We start from the raw sequence: 25,070 nt of genomic DNA, 5'->3' as shown, positions 1-25,070 counted from the left end.
GGCATCAGGTCTCTGCGTCGGAAGGACCACGGCCCTTTACCCGCTCGCGCAAGGATTGGAACACGACGTAGAGAGCGGGGATCACGAATATCCCCACCAGCGCCGCCGCCAGCATGCCCCCCGCCACACCGGTACCAACGCCGCGTCGCGACAACATCGACGCGCCCTCGGCCGTGACCAGCGGGATGAGCCCGGCGATAAAGGCAAAGGAGGTCATCATCACAGCCCGGAAACGCGCATGCGCGCCAGAGATGGCGGCCTGCAGGATCTCCTCACCCGCCTCGCGCCGCGCCTTGGCGAATTCCACGATCAGAATGGCGTTCTTTGCCGCAAGCGCCAGAAGCACCACCAGCCCGATCTGGGCATAGATGTTGAAGGGCAGCCCGGCGAGCAAAAGCGCTGCAACCGCGCCAGCTACGCCGAACACTACAGATAGCATCACCGGTACCGGGATTGTCCAGCTCTCATAGAGCGCCACAAGGAACAGATAGGCGAACAGCATCGCCAGCGCGAGGATCACCGTGGTCTGTCCCGCGGCCTGCTTCTCCTGCAACGCAGTGCCGGTCCATTTGAAATCATAGCCCGGCGGCAGGTTGGCCGCGGCCACCTCTTCCATGGCGGAAAGCGCCGCGCCGGACGAGAAGCCCTCTGCGGGATTGCCGCTGACCTTGGCCGCGCGCTGATTATTGTAGCGCGAGAGCGACATCGGTCCGGTAATATACTCGGCGCGGGCAAACGCACCCACCGGCACCATCTCCCCGGAGGCGCTGCGCACCTGGATGCGCGCGATATCGTCGATCGCATCGCGATATTCCGGCTCGGCGGTCATGCGAACCTGCCATGACCGGCCGAAAAGGTTGAAATCGTTGATATAAGCCGAGCCAAGCGTCGGTTGTAGAGCGGCAAAGACATCCGATACGGGAATGCCCAGCGCATAGAGCCGCTCGCGGTCGATCTCGAGGAAAAGCTGCGGGCTGTTGGCCGAGAACGTGCTATAGACCCCCGAAAGCGTCGGATTGCCGTTGGCGGCAAAGGAAAGCCCCCGCGCGGTTTCGGCCAACTCCTGTGGCGTGCGCCCCTGAGTGTCGAGCAGTTGCATCTCGAAGCCCGATCCACTGCCAAGCCCAGCGATGGGCGGCAAGTTGAAGGCGATGATCTGGGCCGAGCGGATCGCCGCGCCCTGCCGCATCGCCTGGTTGATCGCATAGAAGACACTGGTTTCTTCTGTGGTCCGCTCTGCAAATTCCTGCATCGATACCAGGGCGAAGGCAGCGTTGGACTTGGTGATGCCATCGAGCAGCGAGAAGCCGGTCACCGAGGTGACCGATTCCACACCTGGCAGGCCGAGCAGGATCTCTTCGACCTCGCGCTGCGCCACGAGCGTGCGGTTGACCGAGGCCGCCTCGGGCAGGCGCGTCTCGACGATGAAGGAGCCTTGATCCTCGGACGGCAGGAAGCCGGTGGGCACTGCCTTGAAAAGCCCGCCGGTGAGCGCGAAGGCCCCGATCAGCAGCGCCAGCCCCAGCACGGCGCGCCTTGCGATGGCGCCGGCGATCTTGGTGTACCCATCACGCCCCTTGTCGATTCCGCGCGAGATGGCACCCATGATCCCCTTCTTCGGCCCGTGATGCGGCTTGAGAATGATTGCGCAGAGCGCAGGTGACAGCGTTAACGCGTTGATCGCCGAGATCACCATCGATACCGATACCGCCACGGCGAATTGCTGGAAGAGCTGCCCCGAGATGCCTGGAATGAAGGCGACCGGCACGAAAACCGACAAGAGCACCATGGTGATCGCGAGGATCGCGCCGGTGATCTCAGACATCGCCGCCGAGGCCGCCTCGGCGGGTGTCATCTCCGGGTTCTGCTCCATCTTCGCCTCGACCGCCTCGACAACGACGATGGCATCATCCACGACGATCCCGATGGCCAGAACCAGCGCCAGCAGCGACACGGTGTTGAGCGAGAAGCCCATCGCCAGCATCACCGCGAAAGTACCCACCAGCGCCACCGGAACGGCGATAAGCGGCACAATCGTGGCGCGCAGCGAGCCAAGGAAGATGAACACCACGAGCACCACGAGGATGAACGCCTCGATCAGCGTGTGCTCGACCTCGGCGATGCTTTCCTTGACGAAGGTGGAACTGTCCGAGACGATTTCGTAGGCCATGCCCTCCGGGAAATCCGCCTTCGCCGCTTCCATCATCGCCTTGGCGCTGTCGGCTGCCGCGATGGCGTTGCCACCCGGCGCGAGGTAAATTCCGATCAGCGTGGCGGGCCTGCCGTCGAAGCTTGTCACCACGTCGGAATTTTTCTCTCCGAGTGTCACCTCGGCGACGTCGCGAATTCGGACCACACTGCCATCCACGCCCGCGCGCAATATAATCGCGCCGAAGTCCTCGGGGCTCGACAGCCGCCCCTTGGTCGAGATGTTGAGCTGCAGCCCCGGATCCTCAGTCACAGGCTGTCCGCCCACGCGCCCGATGGCGGCTTGCAGATTCTGGCTGCGCAAGGCGGCGGTGACATCGGATGGCACAAGACCAAGCGCCGCCATACGGTCCACGTTCAGATTGACGCGCATGGCGAATTCGTTGGCGCCAAACATCGAGGCATCGCCCACCCCCTCGACTCGCTTGATCCGGTCCATGAGGTTGAGCCGGGCGTAGTTGGTCAGGTCGCTGCCCTCCAACGCCTCGCTTTCGGCATAGAGCGCTATGCCCATAAGCAGGGAAGAGGATTTCTTGGCCACGCGCACGCCGGTCTGGCGTACCTCCGACGGCAAGAGCGGCTCGGCCAGAGAGACGCGGTTCTGCACATTCACCGTGGCGATATCGGGGTCGGTCCCCACCTCGAAACTGATGTTGAGGATGTAGGTGCCGTCAGCGCCGGAGGTGGACGACATGTAGATCATATCGTCGACACCCACGATCTGATCCTCGATCACCTGCGCTACGGTCTGTTCCAGCACTTCGGCGCCTGCGCCCGGATAGCTGGCGCTGACAGAGACCTGTGGCGGCACGATATCGGGGAACTGCTCCACCGGCATCCGCGTCAGCGCGATGAGCCCGGCGAGGAACAGAACAATTGAGATAACCCCGGCAAAGCGGGGGCGTTTTATGAAGGTATCGGCCAGCATGGATCAGCCCCCGGGTGCGATGGCATCGACGGCTGCGCCGGGGCGGACCTTGTTGACACCCTCGGTGATGACGCGCTCGCCTTCGCTCAGCCCCTCGGCGATGACGGCGAAGCCCTCGGCGTTTCGGCGCACGGTCACACGGCGTTGCTGGGCCACATCTCCCTCGCCCACCACAAGAACAAAGGCGCCCTGGATGTCGCGCTGCACCGCCTGCGCCGGGATCGCCAATTCGGCCTCAGGCGTATCTGATGTGAGCGTCACGCGCACCAGCTCACCGTCCAGCAAACGTCCCTCAGGGTTGGCAAATCGTGCCCGCAATGTCACGCTGTCAGTCCCGGAATTCACACGGCTATCGACGAAATCGATATCGCCGGGCTGTTCATAGATACTGCCATTGGCCAGCGTCAGTGTAACCGCTGCCGTTTTGGAGATCTCGCCGCGTTCAACGCGTTCGAGGAAATCGCGCAAAACTGCCGTTGGCACGGCGAATTCGGCATGGATCGGGTCAAGCTGGACAAGCATCGCCAACGCACCCGTCTCGGGCCCAACCAGCGCGCCCGCATCCACAGCACGGTCGCCGATGCGCCCGGCGAACGGGGCCTTGATCTGTGTATAAGACAGGTTGGTGCCCGCCCGGTCCAGCACGGCCGCAAGCCGTAGCACATCGGCCTCGGCTGTGGCGAGTGCGGCCTCTGCTTGGTCAAGACGTGCCCGCGCGCCTGCATCGCGCGACACCAACTCAGCTTGGCGGTCGCGCTCGATCCGGGCCAGATCTCGCTGCGCCTCTGCGGCACGCAACGCGCCTTCGGCTTCCCGCACCGCCGCCGCGTAGAGATCATCCTCGATCACGAACAGCGGTTGCCCCTCCGTCACCTGCGCACCGGGCGTAAACTCCGTCATCTCGATCATTCCGGACACACGCGCAGCAAGCGCAACGCGCCGATTGGCGTCGAGCCGGCCATTGAACACAGATGTTTCCGCAAGAGTTCGGGTCGTTGCCTCAACCGCGACAACCGCTGCGCGAGGGGCAGCTTCCTGTGAAAAAGCGGTGCTTCCTGCTGAAAGCACAATCGATGCAAGAAAAAGAATTTTGATCAAACGAGTCTTTCCTTATGCATAAAATATAACGTGACGATAACCAATTCATTGAGAAAGTCACCGGCTTTGTACCACGTTTGCAAACGCATCAAAATAATGTTGCTGACCTTAGGTGATCTCCTTTCTGGTCAAACCGTCAGCGCAGCTCAACACGATCCGTCACCTGCCGGACACCGACCGCGCCGCCTTGTGCCCGCGCAACTGCGCTTCCAGAAACCCGCGCTCTTCATCGCTGAAAGCAACCGATGACCGGTCCTTCATGCCGTATCTCCCAAATTTGCTTCGTGCCAATGATGGCAAATTTGGTTCCGGGTGACGAGACCACTCCCCGGCACGGACGCGATCAAAACGCAACTTGGTAAGCTCTTTGTACGGCAAATGTCCCAGCACCAACCACAATGCCGGTCAGGAGCAGCCCGACAAATGCGTTCAACACAGTAAGGAACTTACTGAAACCGGTCGTTGGACAAAAATCACCATAGCCTACCGTAGTGGCATTGATGAATGCGTGATAGAGGGAGTCTCCCACGCACCATCCCTCCAATCGACCGACGGCAAGGCCATTAGCCACGATCAAAGAAATCAGGGCGAGCAATATCGGCGTGAGTTCTACAATGGCATCCATAAATGCTTCGTAAGCGTTCGCTGGACAACACTGACGGCTTAGCTTGACGGCTTGAAGTTCCACGGTAGCAAGTATTCGATATGGTTTTGCGGGTGGCCATTGGCGATCGCTGTGAGGGTTGCCTTGAGATAGGCGAAGGGCTCGACGCCGTTGATTTTGCAGGTTTCGATGAGCGAGGCAATGCGGCCCCAAGCGATGCCGCCCTCGTCGTGACCCGCGAAGAGTGAGTTCTTGCGGTTCAAAGCGATCGGTCGGATCATGTTTTCGACGCGGTTGTTGTCGATCTCGACGCGACCATCAGCCAAGAAGGTCTGCAGCCCGTCCCAGTGATTGTGGATGTAAGTCAGCTTTTCGCCCAAGCGGGATTTGGCAGAGACCTTGCGTCGCTCAGCCTGCAGCCAATCACCGAAGGCCGCGACCAGTGGAGCGCTGTGGGTCTGGCGGGCAGACAATCGCTGGCCGGGGGAGATGCCACGAATGTCAGCTTCTACGGCATAGATCCCGGCGATGCGGCGCAGGCCTTCGGCGGCGATCTCTGATCTATCGCGGTCAAAGACTTCGTTCAGTTTGCGCCGGGCATGGGCCCAGCAATGGGCCACGCGAATGGGATTGCCGCCCTTGCGGGTAGGCTTGGTCAGCCGGTTGTAGCCCTGGTATCCGTCGATCTGAAGGATGCCATCAAAGCCTGTCAGGAATGTTTCGGCATTCTGGCCCGCGCGCCCGGGGGCATAGAAGTAGACCACGCCTGGCGGGTCCTCACCGCCCCATGGTCGGTCATCGCGGGCCAGTGCCCAGAGATACCCGGTTTTGGTTTTGCCGCGCCCTGGGTCCAGCACCGGGGCCGTGGTTTCATCCATGAACAGCTTGCTGGATCGCTTCAGATGGTCGGTCAGCCGGTCGACGACGGGCTTGAGATGGAACGCCGCCTTACCCACCCAATCGGCCAGCACAGCGCGGTGCAGATCAAGACCCGCCCGCGCCAGAATCTGGCTTTGGCGGTATAGTGGCAGGTGGTCGGCATATTTGCTGACCAGCACATGGGCGATGGTCGCCTCGGTCGGCAGGCCGCCCATGATCAGATGCGATGGTGCGGGGGCTTGGGTCACGCCGTCGGTGCAGGTCCGGCAGGCGTATTTCGGGCGCACGGTGACGATGACGCGCAACTGCGCTGGCACGATATCCAGCCGCTCGCTGCGGTCTTCACCGATCTTGTGCATGACGCCACAGCCACAAGGGCAAATCAGGCTCTCGGGTTCGATGACCTCTTCGATGCGGGGCAATGCTGTCGGCAGATTGCCGATGGTGCGCTTCGGCGCAGGCTTGGTTGTCGTCTTGTCACCTGACCTGTCAGCCAGATGTTCCTTCTGCACCTCGACCTCTGCCAGTGCGATGGACAGATCCTCGAACGCCAGCTGTCGCTCATCCTCGGTCAGCTTTTCCGACCGCTTCCCATGCAGGGCATGGTTCAACTCGGCGATCAGGTGCTCTTGCCGTTGGGTTATTTCTGTGAGCGCCGCTACCTTTTCCATCAACGCCAGAACCGCCGCGCGTTGCGCAGCCGGGATAGCGGAAAGATCAAGTTGCGGGGCAGTTTGCATAGGCCATAGCTACCCAGATGCCCCAGTAAAATCACGCAAAAACATATGGTTGATTCACTCTGCCGCAGCAGGGGGGCGCGCCTCTAAGGCTTTAACCTTACGCCAGTCCAGCCCGGCAAACAGCGCCTCGAACTGGGCATGGTTCAACGCCATCACCCCGTCCTTGATCGCAGGCCAGGTGAAGGTTGCCTCCTCCAGTCGCTTGTAAGCCATCACCAGACCGGTGCCGTCCCAGTAAAGAAGCTTCAGCCGATCGGCACGGCGCGATCGGAACACAAACACCGTGCCGGTGAACGGATCCTTGCGCAGCACAGATGACACGATTGCCGCCAGACCATCATGACCTTTCCTGAAGTCCACTGGCTGCGTCGAGACCAGAACCCGCACGCGGTTTGACGGGAACATCATGGCCGCGCCCCGATTGCCCGCACGATCTCGGCAATCCGGTCAGAACTGGTGGTGCCATCGACCCGGATTGTCACACGACCTATCGCAATCTCGATGGGTTTACAGGACAACCCGTCAGGCTTTGTGGGCTGCCCGGCGACAGCCGGCACATCCGCACCGCCGCCACCATCCGACACGACGATCGGTGCAAAACAGAAGCTGTCATCTTCAACCACAGGCAAAACCAACCGGCCATCACGTGCCCGACTACGCCATTCCGATAAATGGTTCGCCCGAAGACCATACCGCGCCGCAACTGCATTCACGCTCACACCTGGCTGCAAACTCTCAGCAACGATCCGAGCCTTTATCTCATCCGGCCAGCGTCGCTGTCCGTTGGTCCTTATGTCCACCCCGTAATCCCGGAGAAACTCCAACGTAGTCGCCATCGCGAAACTCCTGCACCGATCTCCATCGGACATGGCATCGCAGGTCAGACAAGCGGGTAAAAGGTGAGGGCCAGCGACCGCTTACAATGCTTCGAAAAACGCCCATGTGTATTCCATCTCAAGGCTCCTCACGTTCAGTGGTTTCCGCCAATGGCATTTAGGGGATGAACCGGTGTCTTTGGAAGTCTTCGTTCAATTACCGGTCGACGTGATGTACTGCGGCGAGAAAGGTCGGCTATATCCGAATTCTGTCGAAAAACTCCGCTTGAACGAGTCTTTGACTGCTCATTCACTGCTCCCGAGGCGAGGGAGAGCTGGCGATGACAGGGCCGAGGCTTGTGGCGCAAGAGCGCTGTTCTTCGAGATCTTGATTAGGATCATTTACCGTCAGCCCCCTTGCTGCGGTCGATTGATCGTTTTGTCGATCTCGGCGACACGCCTCGACAACTTGTGCCGTTCTACAGCTCGACGGGCAGGCCTTGGTGGACCCGGAATGATGATACTCATACCGGTCACCTGTTTGGGATTTCGTGGAGCAACCCGTGCTGTGTATCCGATCACACGAAGACCTGATGCATCGGCAGTGTCTCATTGGGTATTGTGTGCCGGGCACCGCCTTTTCTTGATGTTGCAAAGCCCATTAGAGGACGCGACAATACTGGTCGATGAGGTCGAGATGCCCGGCAGGTGTTGCGCGTCGTGGGTGGTGACGGTCGGCGCTAAGTGACACACTTTCCGGCGATCATCTCAAAGACGAAGACGCTTGTAGCTACGCGGCGACATGTGCCAGTTTATCTGGGCGCAATCAATTCGGTGGTGCAACAAATGGCGGATCGCAGTTTGGGACGGAGTATCAGAAACCTCGTACTGGCGTTTCTGAACGCCACCTTGATCCTGACAGCGCTTTGCCTTTGGCTCGTCTGGGGGGCACTGTCGGCAGCGGAACGCGTCTCGGAACAGATTGGGGAGGCCGCCAGGGCTGTCTTGCCGTTGCGAACCGACATAACCACCTTGTCCAAGGAAATCGCCGCCGCCCGCACCGATCTGGCCACACCTAGCATGGCGCGCGGCATAGACACCTCGACGCTCGAGGCGCGTATCGCCGGAGCAGAGATGCAACTTGCCGAGTTGACCGCAGCGGTGACCGCACTCGGCGCAGACCCGGACGCGCTGATTGAAACAGCAGTCACCTCTGCTTTTGACAGTTTGGGGAAATCTGTCGCGGACATGCTTACCGGTCTGCGTGGGACATCAGCGAACGAGTGATGCGAGCTCAAAGCAAGGGCGCCAGGAGCCGCGCCAGAGTCGCGCTGGTCGTCGAAATAGGCACAGGCGGCACGCCATGGGAATTGGTGATCGATCATCTCGGGCACCAGAATCCGCACATCACGCGCGGCGAGGGCGGCATGTTTCAGCACCGTCAGAATATCTGTGTCTGGGACGTGATAGGCGGACGCGATCCAGACCCTTTCGCGTGCCGCGACGATGCCCGCCCGAACTCGTCGTCATGCACAATAAAGAATTGCACCAATATGTAGCGTTCCGCCCTGTCGATGGCCGCAAAAATGGTATCGACACCATCAGACCCGTCGATCAGGGGATCAACGAATTTCCCCGCACGGCAAGGAGATTGGCGATCACCTCAAAAGGGGAGCGGATCAATCGGCAGCTTAGTAACATGCTTATGTTCGGTCGCAAGATGGCGCAAACCGTTGATGACCCGCTCGCGCCTCTTGCGCAGCATGGCGTAGCGCCGGTAGCGATGACGCCCGAAAGCCAGTTAAAGAAGCACACTGATATACGGTGCCCTGAGCAAAAAAGGCCCAGCCTACTCCGCCCCGGCGGCCTCCGAGCCGAGGCAACTACCCGCCAGGCAAAATAGATGGCGCCGACCTGAAGCGCGCCGCGTGACAGAATGATAACTTTAATGACCACGACGGTTCCCTCCCGCCCTGCCAAAACTTCGTCATTCAATTTAAAAACGATCCGGCGCTTTGGTCCATCCTAACTAGGACAAGGGGACGAACGGAGCTTAACCCGTCGCCGGCCAAATGCTTTTGCGGACGCTGATGAAGGTTGCCCGACCATGCCGGGCCATGCGATAAATTGCGACGGGTCTTTTTACACGAAAGGCGGACAATGGGCTTCCTGAGATTTCTTCTCAAGACCGTCATTGTAGCGGCGCTTGTCATCGTTGTTCTGCGGCTGACGCACCCACTGCCCGACCCGCCCACCGAACAGGCCTCGACGGCTATTCGCGCCAACGTCGACACCCGCCTCGGCGGCGCCCTTCTGCCCCTAATTGCTGAACATGAAGGTCTCAGTGGGGTTGTTCCCTTGGCCGATGGCCGCGACGCACTGACCGCTCGAATACTTCTTGCGCGCGCGGCGGAAGCGTCAATCGACGTGCAATACTACATCTGGCAGACTGACACGACTGGCTGGTTGTTGCTCGAGGAACTGAGAGCCGCGGCAGAGCGCGGGGTGCGGGTTCGCATTCTGCTGGATGACAACGGCATCCCCGGCCTCGACAGTGTTCTGGCCGATCTCGACGGGATGGAAAATGTCGAGGTCCGTATCTTCAACCCCTTCACCATGCGAAAACCCAAATTGCTATCCTACGCGTTCGACTTCTTTCGCCTGAATCGGCGAATGCACAACAAGTCGATGACCGTAGACGGGTTGGCAACCGTCATCGGCGGGCGCAACATCGGCGACATATATTTCGCTTATGGTGAGGGCACGGCCTATTTCGACTTTGATGCGCTGGCGGTCGGGCCCGCGGCCCAAGATGTTTCGGACAATTTCGACGCGTATTGGACCAGCGGTTCCTCATATGATGCCGCCGACGTGCTACCGCTCTCCGAAGACGGGCTTGCGGAGATGGCCGTCGCTGTTGCCGAAGCGCAGAATAGTTCACGCGGATCAGATTACGCAGCCGCGATCGTTGACGCCCCCATCATGGCGCGTGTTCTGGCGGGGGAGGACGTGTTGGAGTGGACCACCGTCACTCTGGTCAGCGATGACCCAGCCAAGGGAGTTGGCAAGGCGGAAGATGACGCGCTGCTCATAGGTCAGCTTCCCGAAATTTTGCGTCAGCCCAAGCGTAGCCTTGATCTGGTGTCTGCCTACCTGATCCCGGGCGAGGCCGGTACAGCCCTTATCGAGGGGTATCTGGCCGACGGAATCCGCACCCGACTGGTAACCAATTCGCTAGAGGCAACGGATGTCCCGGTGGTTCACAGCGCTTGGGTAGGGTACCGTGACCGCCTGCTGCGAGCGGGTGCCGAGATTCTCGAATTACGTGCCCGCCCTGACATGCCCGACGGCACGTCATTCGCGCAGCTTTTGACGGGTTCACAATCGAGCCTTCATGCCAAGACGTTTGCCGTCGACGGTGAACGCATCTTCATTGGCTCTTTCAATTTCGACCCGCGCTCCGCCTCACTGAACACCGAAATGGGTTTCCTGATTGAAAGTCCGGCAATCGCGGCATCACTCGCGGCAGCTCTGGACCGAAACGAGATGTTCTACCACCTGGGCGAAGGTTTGGACGGACAGATCGAATGGTCCGAGGTCAGTGACAGTGACGCGCCGCTGGTCTGGCTTGAGGAACCGAACACCACGGCATTCCAACGCGGCCTTGTCGGCTTCATGAGCCTGCTGCCTGTTGAATGGATTCTGTGACCTGGACAAACGTGTTCATTACGCCCCTGTGCTGGCGTAACATAAGGCAAGAAAGCGGTGAGTCTCGTACTGACCAGCAGCCTTGGCAGCCTTCAGGTTGCGTAAGATGCATGATCCGGCATGCAAATCTCGAATAACTGGATGCGCGCTTAGAGTGACCGAGGCGTGGTATCAGGAGGCTTGCATGAGAATTGATACGTAACCCTCATTTTCATTCGACCTGCACAGAGAGAATGCGTGCAGCCTGATCGCCAATGACCCGGATTGCCCGGCCGGGGTTTTCATAATCTGTATCTTCCAGACGTATGACCGCACCGGCGTTGAACCGCTCCACATGACCTGCACTCGAGGTCAATTCTACTTCGCCAGAAAGCAGAACGCAAAGTTGGCGACGGCTGGAAAAATCCTTGCTGCTTACGTAACCGGAAGGCAGCTCTGTGTAGAAATAGCGCTTGCACGGCTCAGCCGAGGACATCATCGGTGACGTGGCTAGGAAGTCGCTAAGGCCTGCGCGCAATTCCACTGTCTCATGACCGAGCTTTGTGCCGCCTTCGCCATCATTGGAAAAGGTCGCAATCCGCATCGTCATTTGTGTCTCCTTTTTCACCAATTGAGCGTTGGCCGGTGCAAACCGGGCCATTTACCAAGAGGCTACAAGCTCCTTTTTAATTTGGAAATGTGCTTCAAGTGACCGAGCAGCTTTTCATCACGTTCAGACGCCGAATTTCTTGCCTATGCCTATAAGGTGAGACAGAATTTTGCCAAAACAGGCGCTTCAGGCAGATGGGGACGGCATGGAAAGGTGGCTTGCAGGTTTGTTGACGTGTATCGGCGTTGGCATTCTAAATGCCTGCGCCGTGATGGCCTGTACGCTGCCAACCATGCGCACCGACGTGGCACCAATACGCGAAGATGGTGGTCCAGTTCAGGTGAACGCATCCTTTATCGTACTCGACATCCTCGGTGTTGATGATGTGACACAACAAATCAACGTCGATATTGGCGCGACGTTGGCTTGGCAAGATCTACGTCTGATATCGCTTGAAGGGTGTCGGTTTGCACGCTCAGAGGTTTGGGTTCCTGACCTAGTCTTGCAGAACTCGTCCAGCCTGCGCACCGCGCGAAACAATGCGCGCGATCAGGTTGTGATCGGGGCAGAGGGACGCGTGAGCTACAGGCAGAGGTTCTTTGGAGACATTTCGACCTATCATAACCTGCGCAATTTTCCATTCGACACGCATGATTTCGCCATCACGTTCATGCCGGTCGGCACTGGTGCCGCGACCCTGAAATTCGTGCCGGATCAGGCGAACACATGGCTATCGGACCAGCTCAATATATCGGGCTGGCATGTCAACACCCTGTCACTCCAAGAGCAGCAAGCAAAACTTCGAGAATCCGGGCATTTTTTGAGCATGCTCACACTGACCATTTCGGCGGACCGTGAGGTGAATTACTACCTCTTCCGGATCATGCTGCCGCTGTTTTTCGTGGTCGCGATGTCTTGGGTGATCTTCTGGGTGCCGCCAAACAGGTTTGAGTTTCAGATCGGCCTAGGAGCCACATCAATGTTGACGGTGATCGCCTTCAATCTTGCGGTCGCCGGGTCCCTGCCCCCGCTTGGCTATCTGACAGTTCTTGATCAGATCCTGATATGGTCAATAGCGATTGTGTTTCTGGCCATCGCCGAGGCTCTTGTGACGGGGCTGTACGTCGTCAATGGCCACGAGGCACGCGCGCACCAGATTGACCGTTGGGCGCGCGTGATTTTTCCTATTTTGCTGATTGGCGGATGGGGCACCCTTGCAATGTCGGGAATACACTGAGCGGCGAAACCGAGACGCGTTTCACTCCGGGCCGGAGCAACAGTTCGTCTGCACCGTCTGATTGGTCAGATAGTGTTGCCCCCGCCAGCGGGCGTCGGCAACGATGTATTCAGAGACATCTGAAGGCGATGGCCTTCGTTGCGCAGATGCCATGTCATCTGACGCACGCCGTAAAACGGTGTTTCCAGGAACTGCTTATCGATCACGCGCATCAAGTCGAGGTTCATCTCGCTCTCGCCCTTCGGCTCATAGTAAAACGAGGACCGTGAGATCGACAGCAAAGCGCATTGCTTCCCAACAGACAGGCCCGGCAGGTTCGGTTCAATCATCTTACGCCTCACTTGCCGGTCCAGGGTTTGAGCTTTCTGGCCAAAAAATCGTTGGCGACGGCCAGCTCCCCGATCTTGGCGTGCAGGTCTTTGACCTGTTCCTCATCGACTTCCGGCACCTTGCGACCGCCGCGCTCGAACACGCCCGATGCGCCTTCCAACAAAGCCCGTTTCCATTGGTGTATCATTGTTGGATGCACGCCGAACCGACTGGCCAGTTCACTGACCGTCTCCTCGCCTTTCAGCGCCTCCAACGCCACCTTGGCTTTGAATTCTGGATGATGTTGCTTCCGTTTCGACATTCCTGATCTCCTTCGTGTTGAAGATCAGCAGACTACAAATTGCAGCTTACGTCAGTGTCCGAATTTCGGGGGGTAGCTCAGTGGTAAGGCGTTCATACAAGGCGGACGAAAATTCCTGCGCGATGCACTCTATATGCCCGCGCTCGTCGCTGCCCGCTACAATCCGGATCTGAGGCAGAAATACCAAGCGATGACATCGGATGGAAAACCCGCCAAAGTCGCTCTGACAGCCCTCATGCGAAAGCTCATCGAACTGGCCAACGCACTAGTCCGACAAGACCGCACATGGACGCCAAAACCCGCTTGATCAAGACGGATACTCTAGACAAAGCAAGTCTTCGTCTATGCTGCGAAGTAACGAGCCAGTGGTCGCACAAAAAGCGCTTCGCGACAAACCCAAACAAAGGAATTTTGCGACTTGCTGCAATAAAATGCATCATCCACTTGACACTCGTCAAGATTCAGTTGGACAAGACAGCGGGAATATTAAGGCGCAATTTACTTGCTGAAATGAACACAAAGCAGAGCCCACTCTTGAAAGATCCCAGAGGTGGGACAAAAGAACTAAGAACTTTTTTTATACACAGCTATTTCGTTATGAAGCTTTCTCTTCATTTGATACATTTTTTGATCAGCTGCCAGAAGCGCACCATCTAGTGAAGAAAAATTTGTCAACAAACAAATTCCGTACGACAGCGGAAATTGCTTGGAAATATTTTTATAATCAGGAAATAGTAGCATGATTTTTTTTGACGCGTCATTAAAAAGCGCTGCCAATTCATCAACGGGTAGGCTTGACCCAACCCAAAACTCGTCACCACCGACACGAGCCACAAAACCAGCTTGAGAAGTTACGTTTTCCAATGCCACCGACGCAGCTTTTAATAATTGATCTCCAGCACTATGACCCAGCGTATCGTTGACTTCCTTGAGCTTATTCAGATCAATAACCGCAATACTTAACAGATTTTTTTCTTGCGCAGCAACATCATAAAAGCCTGATCTAGAAAGGCTACCAGTGAGTGCGTCATGCCGCAGCTCATCTTCCAAGACTTCGCGACGACTTGAAATCCGGACATTAATAAAAACGAGCCCAAGGGTTATCAGGACAAACAATGCGCCAATCAATATAGAATTTCGTGCATTACTCAACGCATCCCGAGCAGCCTCTAATTGGTTGAACTTTTGCTCACGCGCGGCCTGTAGGATCGCAAATTTATACGGTCGCCAAAGGTCCTGAAGGTCAGATGCGATAGTATACACTTGGAAAAGATTGTCACCGGAGGCCGGACCTGGTGCATCCAAAATATTTGCCATAGACGCCCTTGCCCTTTCGACTTCGCCTACAGGGAGAGTGAAGTTAGTATTTTCCAAAACTTGTGCCAGAATGGGATCCGATACTTGCACTAGCCTCGAATAGAAAATATCAAATTCCAGATCAATTGATTTTCCCATCATTTTATCAGGCGCATACAGTTCATACAAAATAAGGCGCCTAAAATCGGTAATAGAATTGTCAATTTGAGTTGATGCCCATACAGTCTGTTCTTGATCAAGCTTATCAACTCTCGAAAGAGCTTCATTTAAGTTCTGCAAAGCTAACGTAATTTTTACAATTACCAGAAAGCAAACTGGAATCGCTAATATTTTCGATATCCTTATAATCGCCATCCTCGCCTCCGAACAAACACCATTTAAAACTTAGCTAAGTATCATTTTAGAATAATATCAATCGCCTTCAATTGCCAGACGCTTTGCGCGAAGAACTTCTCAGATTTATATTCTGGCTTGTCAAAAGGATAAATAATCCAAAATGGACCTCTATCTCGGACTCTGAGAGTTTTTCCATTCATCTTAAACGCAACTATGGGAAACTCATCGCTCAACTCCGAAGATTGCAATGTTACAGTGTAATCGTTTAATGCAATTAGCTTGATCAATACATTTTCAGAGACGGCTCGGATTAAACCTTTAAGCGGAACCCCTTCAAACTCTTGTAAACCCTCAGTCCAGGGCGTGGTCGTTGTTATTTTTGTAAGAGGCGCGGCCAACAATTTGTCGCGGCTCAGTGTAATGCTGTTTTCAACTTTGCCTGACCTTAGAGAGCGCACCTCAAGATATGCTGGTGTTGCCGATCCCAGCTGTTCCGCAACTACTTTTGACGGCGTCACGATCACCACAATTACGCAGGCCATAGCAATTAATAGAAGGGCGCCGCATGTAAACGTTCGAGCTTTTTGAAAGAGCAGTTTTATCATTGTGATTTGACTCCCACTTTCCTGTACGACAAGAGCACAAACTTTAATTATTCGATAGAAGGCAAACGTCTAAGCACTCGGTCAATAGATCGCAAATCGAAAAAGATTTCAATCATTATGCTTAAAAATCGCGTGTATAACCACTCATTATGAGCTGTTCTTAATCAGGCGCCCTCTGGATGAAGGATGTATACCAGTACGAAGCTCGAGCACTTCTGTTTGGCACTAAACCGCTCTCCATCTGAACGATCAAGCCGCAACCTTTAGCTTGTAACAGTGTAGTTATTAGGACGTTCAACATCCGAGCCAATGATCCGGCCACCAAGGACTATCATCATGCCAACTGCGCGAGCAATGTACTAACCCTGAGTATTAAGCCGAAGATCATTTATAGGGCATCAGAGCAAAGCACTCGGTAGACGGGGCAAGAACAAAGTTGGGCCCGCACTAGAAGCAAACCAATTGGTAAAAAGCATTCATTGCGAGCTCAACGGCTATTGTTTATAATATGCAGCTAGTCAGGTAGGAAAGAGCACCCTCATGGTACTGAACTACGTCGATGAAATTGCCAGCTCATCACACTCAGACCCTGTAGAGCTACTGCGTTTAATTAGGAGTGTTGTACGAGAGTTGCGAGAGTTTTTACATATGGACATTGCTTATGTATCTCAGTTTCACGATGAGTTTCAAACATTTTTAGCAGTAGACTTTTCACAGGAAGGGGAACAGGTCGGTATCTGCGAAGGTGACAGCACGTATCTCTCAAAAAGCTTTTGCAAAAGAGTTGCCGATGGCAAGTTGCCTAACCTTATTATTGACGCGACGACAGAACCCGCGGTTGCTGATATTCCTGAAACCTTTGCCGTACCAATTAAATCATTCATTAGCGCGCCCATACGAATGGGTGATGGAAAGATATTTGGATCTATTTGTTGTTTCTCTCGTAGCACTTGCGATTGGCTCACTCCGCAAGACGCCTCTTTACTTAGTCTTTTCTCTGAGTTTATTGCTCGTAGCTTTAGCGTCAAAGCAGATACATTAAATGAGTTATTTAATCGTCAGAAAGAAATAAGTGATATAATAAAAAGTAAACGATATCGGATTTTATACCAACCAATCGTTGAATACCCCACCAAGAGTATAATTGGCTTTGAGGCATTGACGCGTTTTCAAAAGAACAACATTTCTAGAGATACTGAAGAGGTTTTCAAAATTGCATCAGCAGCTGGCATGGCCCCACAACTGGAGTTGGAAATAATCCAGTCTGCTTATGAACAGTTCGCACCGGCCTCTGATGATCAGTTTTTATCTGTAAATCTCTCACCCAAAACTGTCGAAAGTGAAGCATTCTTCACCGCGTTTCCGACCTGGCAGGAACATGCACTCGTGCTTGAACTGACTGAACATGATGCGGTCGAAAATTATGCGTCTTTCAACAAAAGACTCGATACCTTGATACGCTCTGGAGCCAAACTGGCTATTGATGATGCGGGTTCCGGCTATGCGTCTTTCAAACACGTTGTTGAGCTTAATCCAGAGATCATCAAGATTGACGCGAGTACAATTCGCGGCATCAATGAAAACAAAAACAAACAAGGCTTAATCAAGGCATTTGTCGAGTATGGCAACTTTACAGGTACCAAAATAATTGCGGAAGGTGTGGAATCTGAAATGGAGTTGGATATACTCCTGGCACTAGGCGTTAAATTATTTCAGGGTTATTTCTTTTCGCAACCCGTGGAGGGCACCTCTCTCCACATTAATTGAACAGTTTCAAAACATTCGAATATAGGTTTGTTGACTTGACAACTCTCACTTGAGAGAAAATTGGCATCTTTTCGTTTGGCACATTATCCAGAGCAACTTTGAAAGACTGCATTCGTGCCTGTGCATCAAAGGCCAACTGAAACTCGGGCAGCACTTCCGGTGCAATAGGGTCAATGGAAACCACGCGCCCTGTTATTTGTGATCCCCCTGTTCGCACGAAGACTTCATCATTTACATTCAAATCAAACAGACGGCCGACCTCCAGAAAACCGGTGACGTATGGCTCCCCATGTAACACTGTCGCCAAAACCGCACCAGGTTGAACGTACTCACCAGGCAGAACGTGTATTTTTTCAACGACACCGGGAAGTAAGCTTGTGATGTTGCCACTGTTGAACGTTGTGGAGATATCTTCGAGTACTGCTTCGAACAGCCGGAGCTCCTCCTGGTTCTGTTCTATTTGCAACGCAAGGCTCTGCCGCTCCGCTTTTAACTCGACATAATCTTGTTGCGCTTCAAACAATCTGTCTGCCAGAATCTCAGAACGATTTTGCGTGATGAGCCCCTGCTCCCCTAAAGACCCAACGGCCCTGTTAGCTTTTTCTAAATTTTCAACCCGAGACCGCGCCAGGGGTATTAATTCTTCCAAGCTATTTAAGCGGCGCTCCTTATCTTGTAGTTCAAAAATGTACGAGTTGGTATTCGAAAGTAAATTGGCAACATCTTTATTGGTTTCCAAGCTTCGAACCTTAGCGATGTGAGCACCCTTTGTGATATTGTCTCCTTCTTCCACAAACACAGCCTCAACCACGCCTGCAAAACCCAATGAAACAGATTGCTCATCTTTAACAATAAGCGCCGGCGCTTTGAGATAGAGATAATTTCCAAAAAACAAATCAAATATGAAAGCAAAAAGTGCGATAACAACTGAAAAATAGATGAATCGACCAAGTTTTTGTGACCGCTTAGTACGGACCTCACTTGAAATATTATCGATTCTTTTTTTGCCAAGAATGCGTCTCATCAGAACTTCTCTTGCTGTTGCCTTACTTTTGTCGGGTAGAAGCTGTCATTGTATGAGGAGCGAAATAAAAGCTCTGAAAGATATGCATACACCCTGTTTGCGCGCATCAAAAAGCCGCCATAAAGCGCGTAAGCGGGTAAGTATAGGACGAGTTTCCAAAAGTAGCCTCTTGGATGCAAGGTCGCCGCTTGAAGAAAAAGAAGAACATCAAACACAAACATTATTATATGCAGCGACAAAATAATCATAATTGCCCACTCACCATAGGTTATGATTGAGTAGAAAATATAAAATAAATACGCAAATGTTGCTATGAAGTTGAACCATAACTGGTTCGTCGCGGCGACGACCTCGACCAATGAAAAGTTGTGAAGGAAAGGATTGAACACAGATCGGAACTTTCTCCACCTATTCCGTATCAGACTTCTGTTCCAGCGCAGTCTTTGGGTCCATAGGGCCAGAAAAGAGTCCGGGACGTCCGTCAACGCCCAAGCGTCAGGCTCAAATTGAATCTTCCAGCCGCTCAAACGAATTTTTGTGGTGAGGTTTGAGTCATCGCCCGGTCCAACGTCCCAGCCACCAACTGATCTTATTGCAGACGCGCGGAAAGCTCCAAATGCTCCTGACACAATGGTCAGGATACCAAACATGGACTGGAATTGACGTCCAATCGTGATGTTATTCAAGTATTCGATCGCTTGGACTGACGGCCAAAAACCCGACGCGAGGTTTCTTGGCGCGAGATTACCGCTGACCCCACCAATCTTCTTATCGCTGAGCAAGCGGCCGATAATTGTGCTAATTGCGTTTCTATCAAACGAGGTGTCGATATCTGCCACAACAACGTATTCTGAAGAGCAACGCGTAAATCCTATGTTCAAAGCCGCTGCTTTTCCGCCCCTTATCTCAGTTTTAATGTACTTTTGTATGTCGCCAGAGGCTTCAAACTCTTTTCCCAGCTGATACATTGTGGTTCCAGGGCCATCCTGCACGACAATGATCTCTAGGTTCTTATGGGTCTGGGACTTCAGAGATTGAAGAGTTCTCGCCAACCCTGCTTTATCATTCAACCCTACGATGAGGACGCTGACAAGGAGGTCTTTGGGACTATCAGGCCTTTCTCTCAGAACGGATGCCACCGCAACAGCGAGTGCGGATAAAATAAAACGCGGAAATTCAAAAAGAAAATAGTACCAATACAGATGAACAGCGCTGGATGCGCTTAAATTTGCCAAAAAAGCAAAACTCAGTTCAAACATTACTTGAGCATCTCTTTATAAGGTCTTCGACCTCCTTTCGAGACAACTTCCGGATCGATACTCCTTTTTCAGATTTGGTGTAATTTTCTATTTTGGTCTTAAACCGTTCAATCGCTTTGTCGGCGCCTTGATCATCGGTTTCCGGCAATGCTATAAAAATTTCGCTTTCGATAGACGTGAGGAAGTCTGTTCCTCGAAGCGTTTCTACCAGTAGATCAATGACGAAATCCTGGTAGCGTTGGGTTTCCACACTGGCATCGTCTGACATGAAGACTTGCTGACTTGAGTGCCCGACTTTCATGCACAGGACGTTTAAATTACGCGCATAGCGATCAACAATGCCAAGATAAAAATCCAAGATCAAACTGAAGCTAAGACGCGGCTTCCACTTATCAAAACTCTCCAAAAGCTCCTGCATACGGCGCTGCGGCAGTATACCAAGGCTAGCCGTAGATTTACCCGCGCTTGTTATGTCGTATTGATACCACTCCTTAACCACGGCTCCATCGGAGGCCATGGACTCGCCACAATCACCACACAAGAAATTAACTGATACGTCGTCAGATATTTCATCGCAGGCTTTACATTTCACGATCACGCTCGGTTGATCATAATCCACGCCAAAATGCCTCAATTGCTTGTTGCATTTGGGGCATATTAATTCAGCGCCATCTCGAAAGGCACTTTTGGCTTGTTGGGTCCCACAAGCAAAATGATGGATCAGGCTATCCTCTTGAATATCCACGCTACCGCATTTTGAGCAAGTTTCTCTGGCAATCAGACGCGCCGATGAACACTGGGCACAGTGAAATGTTTTCTGTTGAAGAGATACGCTGAGCAAATTGTTGCGCACGAGACTTTCGAGGGCCGCTTGAGTATTCTCCAGCCAATATAATCGTGGATAGTAAAACATGGTTTTTAAGTTTGCATCTGCCACTGGGGCCAAACGGGTGTGGCGCGTAGAGAGGAGCCCGAGGATATGCAGACGATCCTGCTCTTCCTTAAATTTTGGTGGATTTAGCTTGCGTGTTTGTTGAACGAAATCAGCAGCTTCTGACAGCTTTGCAAGCAGGTCCTGCCCGGCCGACGCGTCGACATGAATGTCACACCAAGCTGGCGGGTTTTGCCCGACATATATGATGCAAATGAGCGGTGATACGGAGGCCGAGACCAGACTGTGCGGCACGTGTTGATCACCCTCGAAACAAACAATGGCGTCGAGATTGCTATCGTTTGGAATGGTGTCGACAAACACCCAAGGGTCTGGGAGATCGCGCAGTGTTTGGTCTGCGAAAATTTTATACTGCTCCAACTTTGTGTCCCCCGTTGGTTTTTTTGTCATTTAGGCAGGTTTATGATCTGGGGAAGTCTCCGGGATTAAAAAAACGCAGTTTTTTGGTTGGGTGTTGGCTTTGTGGTAGTGATTGATAGTTTTTTATGTGGATTGTGTGGTGTGTTATTGGTGTTGTCGGGCGTTATTTTGTGGCGTGCGTACCCACGTTATCAGGCATTCTAAGTCGGCGCCATTTTGGGGCTGGGCCCCGTTATTCCTGTTTTTTTAACAGGTTTCCGGATCGAAAAAATGGGGGCGACTGCGCGGCGGGCATTCCGGGGTGGCGCGGCTTTGATGGTGGTGGCGCGGCGCTCCGGTGGCTTTGTTTCGGGAAACGCGTCCGCCGCACGGCGCCAGAGGCTGGCTTTGTTTCGGGATATGACCTCTGGCTTTGTTTCGGGAAACTGCGGATCTCATGAGACGGCCTCACATTCGCTGAGCGAGAGCCAGTGGTTGAGCGCCTTGCGGCGCCGCGACCGAGCCTCCGAGGCATAGCGCATGAGGAGCCTCACGCGTTTTGCGGGCGGACCCGGCTTTTCAATGGCAGGGTTTGTGACCTCGTCGCGCAAGGCCTGCTCGGCGGCGGTGAGGACGGCCTCGGCGCGGGCAAGCGCGAGGGCGGCCTGGCCGCGGGCGTCTTGCGGGAGTGTGGCGGCACTTGGCAGGTCGTCACATTCCAGAATAACCCGGAGCCAAGCGGCCACGTCGCCCGGCCGCGGCTCGGCGGTGAGGCCATGGCGGCGGGCGTTGCCGGCCACGACGGCCTTGCCAGCCACCGATTTGGGCCCGGTGCTGCGGGCCGCGTTGCGGAGGTTTCGGGCGGCGCGCTCGGACGGGGCGGTCACGCGTCGAGCCTGCTTGCGTCAATGGGGCGGCGCGACTGCAGGGTCTCGTAGTCGCGCATGACCTGGCGGCGGCGCAGCTCGAGGATGGCCAGGGGGCCGTCGGTTTTATTTGCGACCTGCTCTTCGTAGATCACGCTCATTGCGTCGGCGAGGTCGAGCCCCATTTTGTCAATCTGGTCCAGGGCGGCCCACTTGGTCTCGGGATCGTCGGAGCTGTCACATCCCGGAAGGTAATATGGCTGTTTCTTGAACAGCTCAGGCTTGAGTTTGTGCCAGTCCTTCATCGCCTGCAAGGGCGACCTGCTGCCCAATGCTGATTGTGGGAGTTGCTGGTTGTAGAGCCAGACATAGCGATGCAGCGTGGCCTCTAGCTCCTCACCTGATCGGAAGTGATGGCTTTGAAGCACCTCTTCGATCCGACCGTTGAACCGTTCGACCATGCCGTTTGTCTGAGGCGATTGCGGCGGGGTCAGGCGGTGCTCGATGTCCAAGTCAGCACACAGCTTGTCGAACTCGTGCTCGCCCGTCGCAGCACGCTTGCGCAGGCCGAAGAGGCGATCGGTGAACTCTTTTCCGTAACACCTTCGGAATGATGCTGATTATGAGGCTATGACCGCCTGCGCAGCCCCCAAATAGCGCAGCAGGTGGTCATAGCCGGGTCTCGGGTCCCTACAGTGGTTTTGCACAAACCACACCGCAAAGGAGACCGACTATGACCAAGATTATTGTTGCACAAGATGCCCCTGTTTTGGTGGCTATCGACATCGCCAAGGCCCGGCATGAAGTTTTGATCGCTATGCCAGATAAGAAACGGCGACGTCGCTTAACCGTTTTGAACGAACTCGCCGACTTCAACCGCCTCGTCACAGTACTGAAGGAATACGGACGGCCAGTTCGTGTAGCCTTTGAGGCGACTGGCAATTATCACCGTGCCTTGGCGTACCATCTGGCAACTGCTGGCTTTGAGGTAAAGCTGGTTTCCTCAGTAGCTTTGGCGCGTACGCGCGAAGCCCTCAACAACAGCTGGGATAAGAATGACCCAAAGGATGCGCAAGTTATCCTGCATATGATGGAGATTGGGTGCGAGCAATATTACCACGACCCTCTGGTATGCGGCACGAATGACATTCAAGAGCTGTCCAAAACCCACGATATCGTCTCCAAGTCGAAGACTGAACTTTGGCACCGGGTCTTGACCCATTATCTGCCGCTGTACTTCCCTGAAGTGGATCGATTTCACCGCAGCTCGCGCAGTGATTGGTTCTTTGCATTCCTTGAGCGTTATCCATCACCACATTTTATCACGGCAATGGGCAAAGACGCTTTCACCGCTGATGCTTGGGACGTCATTGGGCGCAAGGTCGCGAAAGAGCGTTTGCTTGCAGATATTTACGAGACAGCCAAGTCTTCAGTGGGACTGCCGGTTGCCCCAGATTCTGATGCGATCAGAATGTTCCGCTTGGTACTTGGAGAAGGCCGCAGTCTCATTGCGCAACGCAATCAAATTGAAGATCGCGCCATCGCGCTTCTCAAAGATCTACCTGACTATCAGTTGCTGACATCAATACCTGGGATTGGCCCGATCAACGCTCTGACCATCCTCGCAGAAGCTGGCGACTTGCGCCGCTTTGGACACCACCGGCAGTTCTTGAAGTTTTGTGGCATGGACCTTGCAACTATCCAGTCCGGTACATTCCGGGGCCAAACCAAGCTGTCAAAATACGGGAATGCCCGCTTGCGCCGCACCCTGTGGATGGCTGGTCAGGTTGCCATTCTGCAGCGGACCAACAGCTTCCGGGATAAGTTCGAGCGCTACATCGCTAAGGACCGCCACAACACACATTTGCGCCGAAAGGCGTATACCGCAATCGCCGCCAAGATGGCCCGAACAGTTCACGGGATCATTAAACATGGCGAGCCCTATCGCCCCTTCTTTGAGGGGTGATCGATCGCAGAAGGACCTTTCTCTGTAAGGGCCGTGGAGGCAGACATCTGACCTCGTAGATAATGTTCAGGCCTTCTGTGTTAGCGACCCAATGATCTCGTCTTAAGGACGGTGAGAGCCGCAACAGCGTACTCTGTGTTTGTTATGGGAGAGACTGTCGTTGACCAAATCGCCGAACTGAGCCAGTTTATGTACGTGTCGAGGCACCTCGATACGACAATGACCTGATGCCAAATCAGCCAATTATTCCGCGCATAGGACGTTGTCCGTGAGAATCGTGCGGATGCGGATCGGGCAGGCACGCTCCAGGTCTCGCAGGAAGCGCCGAGCATTCGCCGCAGTCTTTGCCTTGAAGATGCGGATGAAAACCCATCGCGTCGCGCGGTCGATGGCCACAAACAGATAGCGGCGTGAAGTTTCGTCAGCCATCTGGGGCAGATACTTCACGTCGATGTGGATGTAGCCAGGCTCGTAAGCTTTGAAGCCGCTGTGTTTGGGCCGCGCCGCCTTGGCCTGCAGGTCACGCAGGTTGCCCACCCCATGCCTGCGAAGGCAGCGGTCGAGCCCCGAGCGCGAGACATCCGGGTTCAGGAACTCCCGCACCACCGCCAGCAGGTCATCGAGCGAGACCAGCAGCGTCTTGCGCAGCGCCACGGCCACGGCTTCCTGCGCGGGCGTAAGCGTGGTCTGCAGACGGTGTGGCGTATGGCTTCGATCTTCAACGCTATCGCGCTTGCGCCACTTCCAAACAGTTTGCTCTGTCGTCCCGTGGCGCTCTGCAAGAACCCAGGCAGGCTCATCGCTGGCCTGTATTGCCGCCCTGATCTTCGGCGTCGTGGTTGCCTGACTGTGAAGCTTGATCAGCATGCCGCTCTCCCGTCCCGCGCCTCGGTCAGAACCCAGCGTGCCATGAAAAGCGCGGACCGACGAGGGGCTATGTGATCATCCGGGATGGAACATGTAATCTAGGTTTTTCGCGAAACACTTTAAACGCTGGAACAGTTTAGCCAAAATCAGCGCCTAAAACGGCGCGCCTCAAATGGCTAAAACATAATATTATGTCCCTTGTGTTGCGTTGTATAATATCATAAGCCAAAGCTCCAATGTTGCACACTTTGTAGTGATAATATGTAGTGATAATATCAAAATGATAATAAATCCGGCTATTAATGACGATGACCTTAAATCATATTCTTGGATAA

21 protein-coding genes and 3 pseudogenes are annotated in these 25,070 nt (G+C 54.4%); 7 read left to right on the top strand and 17 right to left on the bottom strand.

Annotation, left to right across the window (positions count from 1 at the left end; all coding sequences use genetic code 11):
* Positions 1 to 4: 4 nt before the first annotated feature.
* The 6 genes from RAZWK3B_RS04525 to tnpA all read right to left on the bottom strand — a co-directional run bounded on the left by RAZWK3B_RS04525 (position 5) and on the right by tnpA (position 7,293).
* Positions 5 to 3,136, bottom strand: a complete 3,132-nt coding sequence (locus RAZWK3B_RS04525; protein ID WP_007812652.1) for an efflux RND transporter permease subunit — start codon at positions 3,134 to 3,136, stop codon at positions 5 to 7.
* Between the two features lie 3 nt (positions 3,137 to 3,139).
* Positions 3,140 to 4,204 carry an efflux RND transporter periplasmic adaptor subunit gene (locus RAZWK3B_RS04520; RefSeq protein ID WP_286131797.1) on the bottom strand — a complete coding sequence of 355 codons (1,065 nt, stop codon included), beginning with the start codon at positions 4,202 to 4,204 and terminating at the stop codon, positions 3,140 to 3,142.
* Positions 4,205 to 4,577: 373 nt separating this feature from the next.
* Positions 4,578 to 4,859, bottom strand: a complete 282-nt coding sequence (locus RAZWK3B_RS04515; protein WP_007812647.1) for a potassium channel family protein — start codon at positions 4,857 to 4,859, stop codon at positions 4,578 to 4,580.
* Positions 4,860 to 4,897: 38 nt separating this feature from the next.
* Positions 4,898 to 6,457 carry an IS66 family transposase gene (gene tnpC / locus RAZWK3B_RS04510; RefSeq protein ID WP_007811937.1) on the bottom strand — a complete coding sequence of 520 codons (1,560 nt, stop codon included), beginning with the start codon at positions 6,455 to 6,457 and terminating at the stop codon, positions 4,898 to 4,900.
* A gap of 54 nt (positions 6,458 to 6,511) precedes the next feature.
* Positions 6,512 to 6,865, bottom strand: coding sequence for an IS66 family insertion sequence element accessory protein TnpB (gene tnpB, locus RAZWK3B_RS04505; RefSeq protein ID WP_007812645.1), 354 nt, complete (start codon positions 6,863 to 6,865; stop codon positions 6,512 to 6,514).
* Entirely contained in the window at positions 6,862 to 7,293 is a 432-nt protein-coding gene (tnpA, locus tag RAZWK3B_RS04500) for an IS66-like element accessory protein TnpA (RefSeq protein ID WP_007811945.1), read from the bottom strand. The genes tnpB and tnpA overlap by 4 nt, the downstream gene beginning before the upstream one ends.
* A 723-nt stretch (positions 7,294 to 8,016) precedes the next feature.
* On the opposite strand from tnpA, the gene RAZWK3B_RS04495 reads away from it, so the two are divergent.
* The 3 genes from RAZWK3B_RS04495 (at position 8,017) to RAZWK3B_RS04485 (ending at position 10,980) form a co-directional block, all read left to right on the top strand.
* On the top strand, positions 8,017 to 8,559 hold the full coding sequence (locus RAZWK3B_RS04495; protein ID WP_157132152.1) for a hypothetical protein: 543 nt from the start codon (positions 8,017 to 8,019) through the stop codon (positions 8,557 to 8,559).
* A 241-nt stretch (positions 8,560 to 8,800) separates the two neighbouring features.
* Positions 8,801 to 9,175 carry a hypothetical protein gene (locus tag RAZWK3B_RS04490; RefSeq protein ID WP_007812642.1) on the top strand — a complete coding sequence of 125 codons (375 nt, stop codon included), beginning with the start codon at positions 8,801 to 8,803 and terminating at the stop codon, positions 9,173 to 9,175.
* Between the two features lie 257 nt (positions 9,176 to 9,432).
* Complete coding sequence (locus RAZWK3B_RS04485) at positions 9,433 to 10,980, top strand: phospholipase D family protein (protein ID WP_007812640.1); 1,548 nt, start codon at positions 9,433 to 9,435, stop codon at positions 10,978 to 10,980.
* Positions 10,981 to 11,191: 211 nt separating this feature from the next.
* Here the strand turns inward: RAZWK3B_RS04485 and RAZWK3B_RS04480 are convergent, their stop codons facing one another.
* On the bottom strand, positions 11,192 to 11,569 hold the full coding sequence (locus tag RAZWK3B_RS04480) for a cupin domain-containing protein (protein WP_007812639.1): 378 nt from the start codon (positions 11,567 to 11,569) through the stop codon (positions 11,192 to 11,194).
* 205 nt (positions 11,570 to 11,774) lie between these two features.
* Here RAZWK3B_RS04480 and RAZWK3B_RS04475 point away from each other — a divergent pair, with 205 nt between their 5' ends.
* Positions 11,775 to 12,806 carry a ligand-gated ion channel gene (locus tag RAZWK3B_RS04475; RefSeq protein WP_083798998.1) on the top strand — a complete coding sequence of 344 codons (1,032 nt, stop codon included), beginning with the start codon at positions 11,775 to 11,777 and terminating at the stop codon, positions 12,804 to 12,806.
* Between the two features lie 65 nt (positions 12,807 to 12,871).
* Here the strand turns inward: RAZWK3B_RS04475 and RAZWK3B_RS04470 are convergent, their stop codons facing one another.
* Entirely contained in the window at positions 12,872 to 13,135 is a 264-nt protein-coding gene (locus RAZWK3B_RS04470) for a hypothetical protein (protein WP_007812636.1), read from the bottom strand.
* An 8-nt stretch (positions 13,136 to 13,143) separates the two neighbouring features.
* Entirely contained in the window at positions 13,144 to 13,437 is a 294-nt protein-coding gene (locus tag RAZWK3B_RS04465; RefSeq protein WP_007812633.1) for an IS3 family transposase, read from the bottom strand.
* Positions 13,438 to 13,516: 79 nt separating this feature from the next.
* Here RAZWK3B_RS04465 and RAZWK3B_RS20465 point away from each other — a divergent pair.
* Positions 13,517 to 13,744, top strand: a pseudogene (locus tag RAZWK3B_RS20465) (IS110 family transposase); the annotation flags it as partial.
* A 257-nt stretch (positions 13,745 to 14,001) separates the two neighbouring features.
* On the opposite strand, the gene RAZWK3B_RS20120 reads toward RAZWK3B_RS20465, so the two are convergent.
* Together RAZWK3B_RS20120 and RAZWK3B_RS20115 are read right to left on the bottom strand one after the other, a co-directional pair.
* Positions 14,002 to 15,108 (bottom strand): GGDEF domain-containing protein, encoded by a 1,107-nt coding sequence (locus RAZWK3B_RS20120; protein WP_007812630.1) that lies wholly within the window; start codon positions 15,106 to 15,108, stop codon positions 14,002 to 14,004.
* A 41-nt stretch (positions 15,109 to 15,149) separates the two neighbouring features.
* Entirely contained in the window at positions 15,150 to 15,695 is a 546-nt protein-coding gene (locus RAZWK3B_RS20115) for a putative pterin-binding protein (protein ID WP_007812629.1), read from the bottom strand.
* A gap of 540 nt (positions 15,696 to 16,235) precedes the next feature.
* On the opposite strand from RAZWK3B_RS20115, the gene RAZWK3B_RS20460 reads away from it, so the two are divergent.
* The gene (locus RAZWK3B_RS20460) at positions 16,236 to 17,462 is read left to right on the top strand and encodes a sensor domain-containing phosphodiesterase (protein WP_007812627.1); all 1,227 of its coding nucleotides are present in this window, start codon (positions 16,236 to 16,238) and stop codon (positions 17,460 to 17,462) included.
* Here RAZWK3B_RS20460 and RAZWK3B_RS04445 read toward each other — a convergent pair.
* The 5 genes and pseudogenes from RAZWK3B_RS04445 to RAZWK3B_RS20455 form a co-directional block, all read right to left on the bottom strand.
* Complete coding sequence (locus RAZWK3B_RS04445; RefSeq protein WP_007812626.1) at positions 17,455 to 18,486, bottom strand: HlyD family secretion protein; 1,032 nt, start codon at positions 18,484 to 18,486, stop codon at positions 17,455 to 17,457. The genes RAZWK3B_RS20460 and RAZWK3B_RS04445 overlap by 8 nt on opposite strands.
* Complete coding sequence (locus RAZWK3B_RS04440; protein WP_007812624.1) at positions 18,486 to 19,745, bottom strand: glycosyltransferase family 2 protein; 1,260 nt, start codon at positions 19,743 to 19,745, stop codon at positions 18,486 to 18,488. Before RAZWK3B_RS04440 ends, RAZWK3B_RS04445 begins: the two co-directional genes overlap by 1 nt.
* Positions 19,738 to 21,057 (bottom strand): TackOD1 domain-containing metal-binding protein, encoded by a 1,320-nt coding sequence (locus tag RAZWK3B_RS04435; protein WP_198133245.1) that lies wholly within the window; start codon positions 21,055 to 21,057, stop codon positions 19,738 to 19,740. The genes RAZWK3B_RS04440 and RAZWK3B_RS04435 overlap by 8 nt, the downstream gene beginning before the upstream one ends.
* Positions 21,058 to 21,491: 434 nt before the next feature.
* On the bottom strand, positions 21,492 to 21,923 hold the full coding sequence (locus RAZWK3B_RS04430; RefSeq protein ID WP_007812621.1) for a hypothetical protein: 432 nt from the start codon (positions 21,921 to 21,923) through the stop codon (positions 21,492 to 21,494).
* Between the two features lie 215 nt (positions 21,924 to 22,138).
* Positions 22,139 to 22,498: pseudogene (locus RAZWK3B_RS20455) on the bottom strand (integrase core domain-containing protein); the annotation flags it as partial.
* A 137-nt stretch (positions 22,499 to 22,635) separates the two neighbouring features.
* On the opposite strand from RAZWK3B_RS20455, the gene RAZWK3B_RS04420 reads away from it, so the two are divergent.
* A complete protein-coding gene (locus RAZWK3B_RS04420) occupies positions 22,636 to 23,868 on the top strand; it encodes an IS110 family RNA-guided transposase (RefSeq protein WP_007811738.1) in 1,233 nt (410 codons plus the stop codon).
* A 261-nt stretch (positions 23,869 to 24,129) separates the two neighbouring features.
* On the opposite strand, the pseudogene RAZWK3B_RS04415 reads toward RAZWK3B_RS04420, so the two are convergent.
* Positions 24,130 to 24,735: pseudogene (locus RAZWK3B_RS04415) on the bottom strand (transposase family protein); the annotation flags it as partial.
* Positions 24,736 to 25,070 lie beyond the last annotated feature (335 nt).

It is taken from the genome of Roseobacter sp. AzwK-3b (genome assembly GCF_000170875.1).
In the GTDB taxonomy this organism is placed as follows: Bacteria; Pseudomonadota; Alphaproteobacteria; order Rhodobacterales; family Rhodobacteraceae; genus Roseovarius; species Roseovarius litoreus.
This window is presented reverse-complemented; position numbering and strand designations above follow the sequence as displayed.

Coding starts and splice junctions, on each gene's coding strand:
- RAZWK3B_RS04525 (WP_007812652.1), bottom strand. CDS start 3,136: ATGCTGGCCGATACCTTCATAAAACGCCCCCGCTTTGCCGGGGTTATC.
- RAZWK3B_RS04515 (WP_007812647.1), bottom strand. CDS start 4,859: ATGGATGCCATTGTAGAACTCACGCCGATATTGCTCGCCCTGATTTCT.
- tnpC (WP_007811937.1), bottom strand. CDS start 6,457: ATGCAAACTGCCCCGCAACTTGATCTTTCCGCTATCCCGGCTGCGCAA.
- tnpB (WP_007812645.1), bottom strand. CDS start 6,865: ATGATGTTCCCGTCAAACCGCGTGCGGGTTCTGGTCTCGACGCAGCCA.
- tnpA (WP_007811945.1), bottom strand. CDS start 7,293: ATGGCGACTACGTTGGAGTTTCTCCGGGATTACGGGGTGGACATAAGG.
- RAZWK3B_RS04490 (WP_007812642.1), top strand. CDS start 8,801: ATGCACAATAAAGAATTGCACCAATATGTAGCGTTCCGCCCTGTCGAT.
- RAZWK3B_RS04485 (WP_007812640.1), top strand. CDS start 9,433: ATGGGCTTCCTGAGATTTCTTCTCAAGACCGTCATTGTAGCGGCGCTT.
- RAZWK3B_RS04480 (WP_007812639.1), bottom strand. CDS start 11,569: ATGACGATGCGGATTGCGACCTTTTCCAATGATGGCGAAGGCGGCACA.
- RAZWK3B_RS04475 (WP_083798998.1), top strand. CDS start 11,775: ATGGAAAGGTGGCTTGCAGGTTTGTTGACGTGTATCGGCGTTGGCATT.
- RAZWK3B_RS04470 (WP_007812636.1), bottom strand. CDS start 13,135: ATGATTGAACCGAACCTGCCGGGCCTGTCTGTTGGGAAGCAATGCGCT.
- RAZWK3B_RS04465 (WP_007812633.1), bottom strand. CDS start 13,437: ATGTCGAAACGGAAGCAACATCATCCAGAATTCAAAGCCAAGGTGGCG.
- RAZWK3B_RS20120 (WP_007812630.1), bottom strand. CDS start 15,108: ATGGCGATTATAAGGATATCGAAAATATTAGCGATTCCAGTTTGCTTT.
- RAZWK3B_RS20115 (WP_007812629.1), bottom strand. CDS start 15,695: ATGATAAAACTGCTCTTTCAAAAAGCTCGAACGTTTACATGCGGCGCC.
- RAZWK3B_RS20460 (WP_007812627.1), top strand. CDS start 16,236: ATGGTACTGAACTACGTCGATGAAATTGCCAGCTCATCACACTCAGAC.
- RAZWK3B_RS04445 (WP_007812626.1), bottom strand. CDS start 18,486: ATGAGACGCATTCTTGGCAAAAAAAGAATCGATAATATTTCAAGTGAG.
- RAZWK3B_RS04440 (WP_007812624.1), bottom strand. CDS start 19,745: ATGTTTGAACTGAGTTTTGCTTTTTTGGCAAATTTAAGCGCATCCAGC.
- RAZWK3B_RS04420 (WP_007811738.1), top strand. CDS start 22,636: ATGACCAAGATTATTGTTGCACAAGATGCCCCTGTTTTGGTGGCTATC.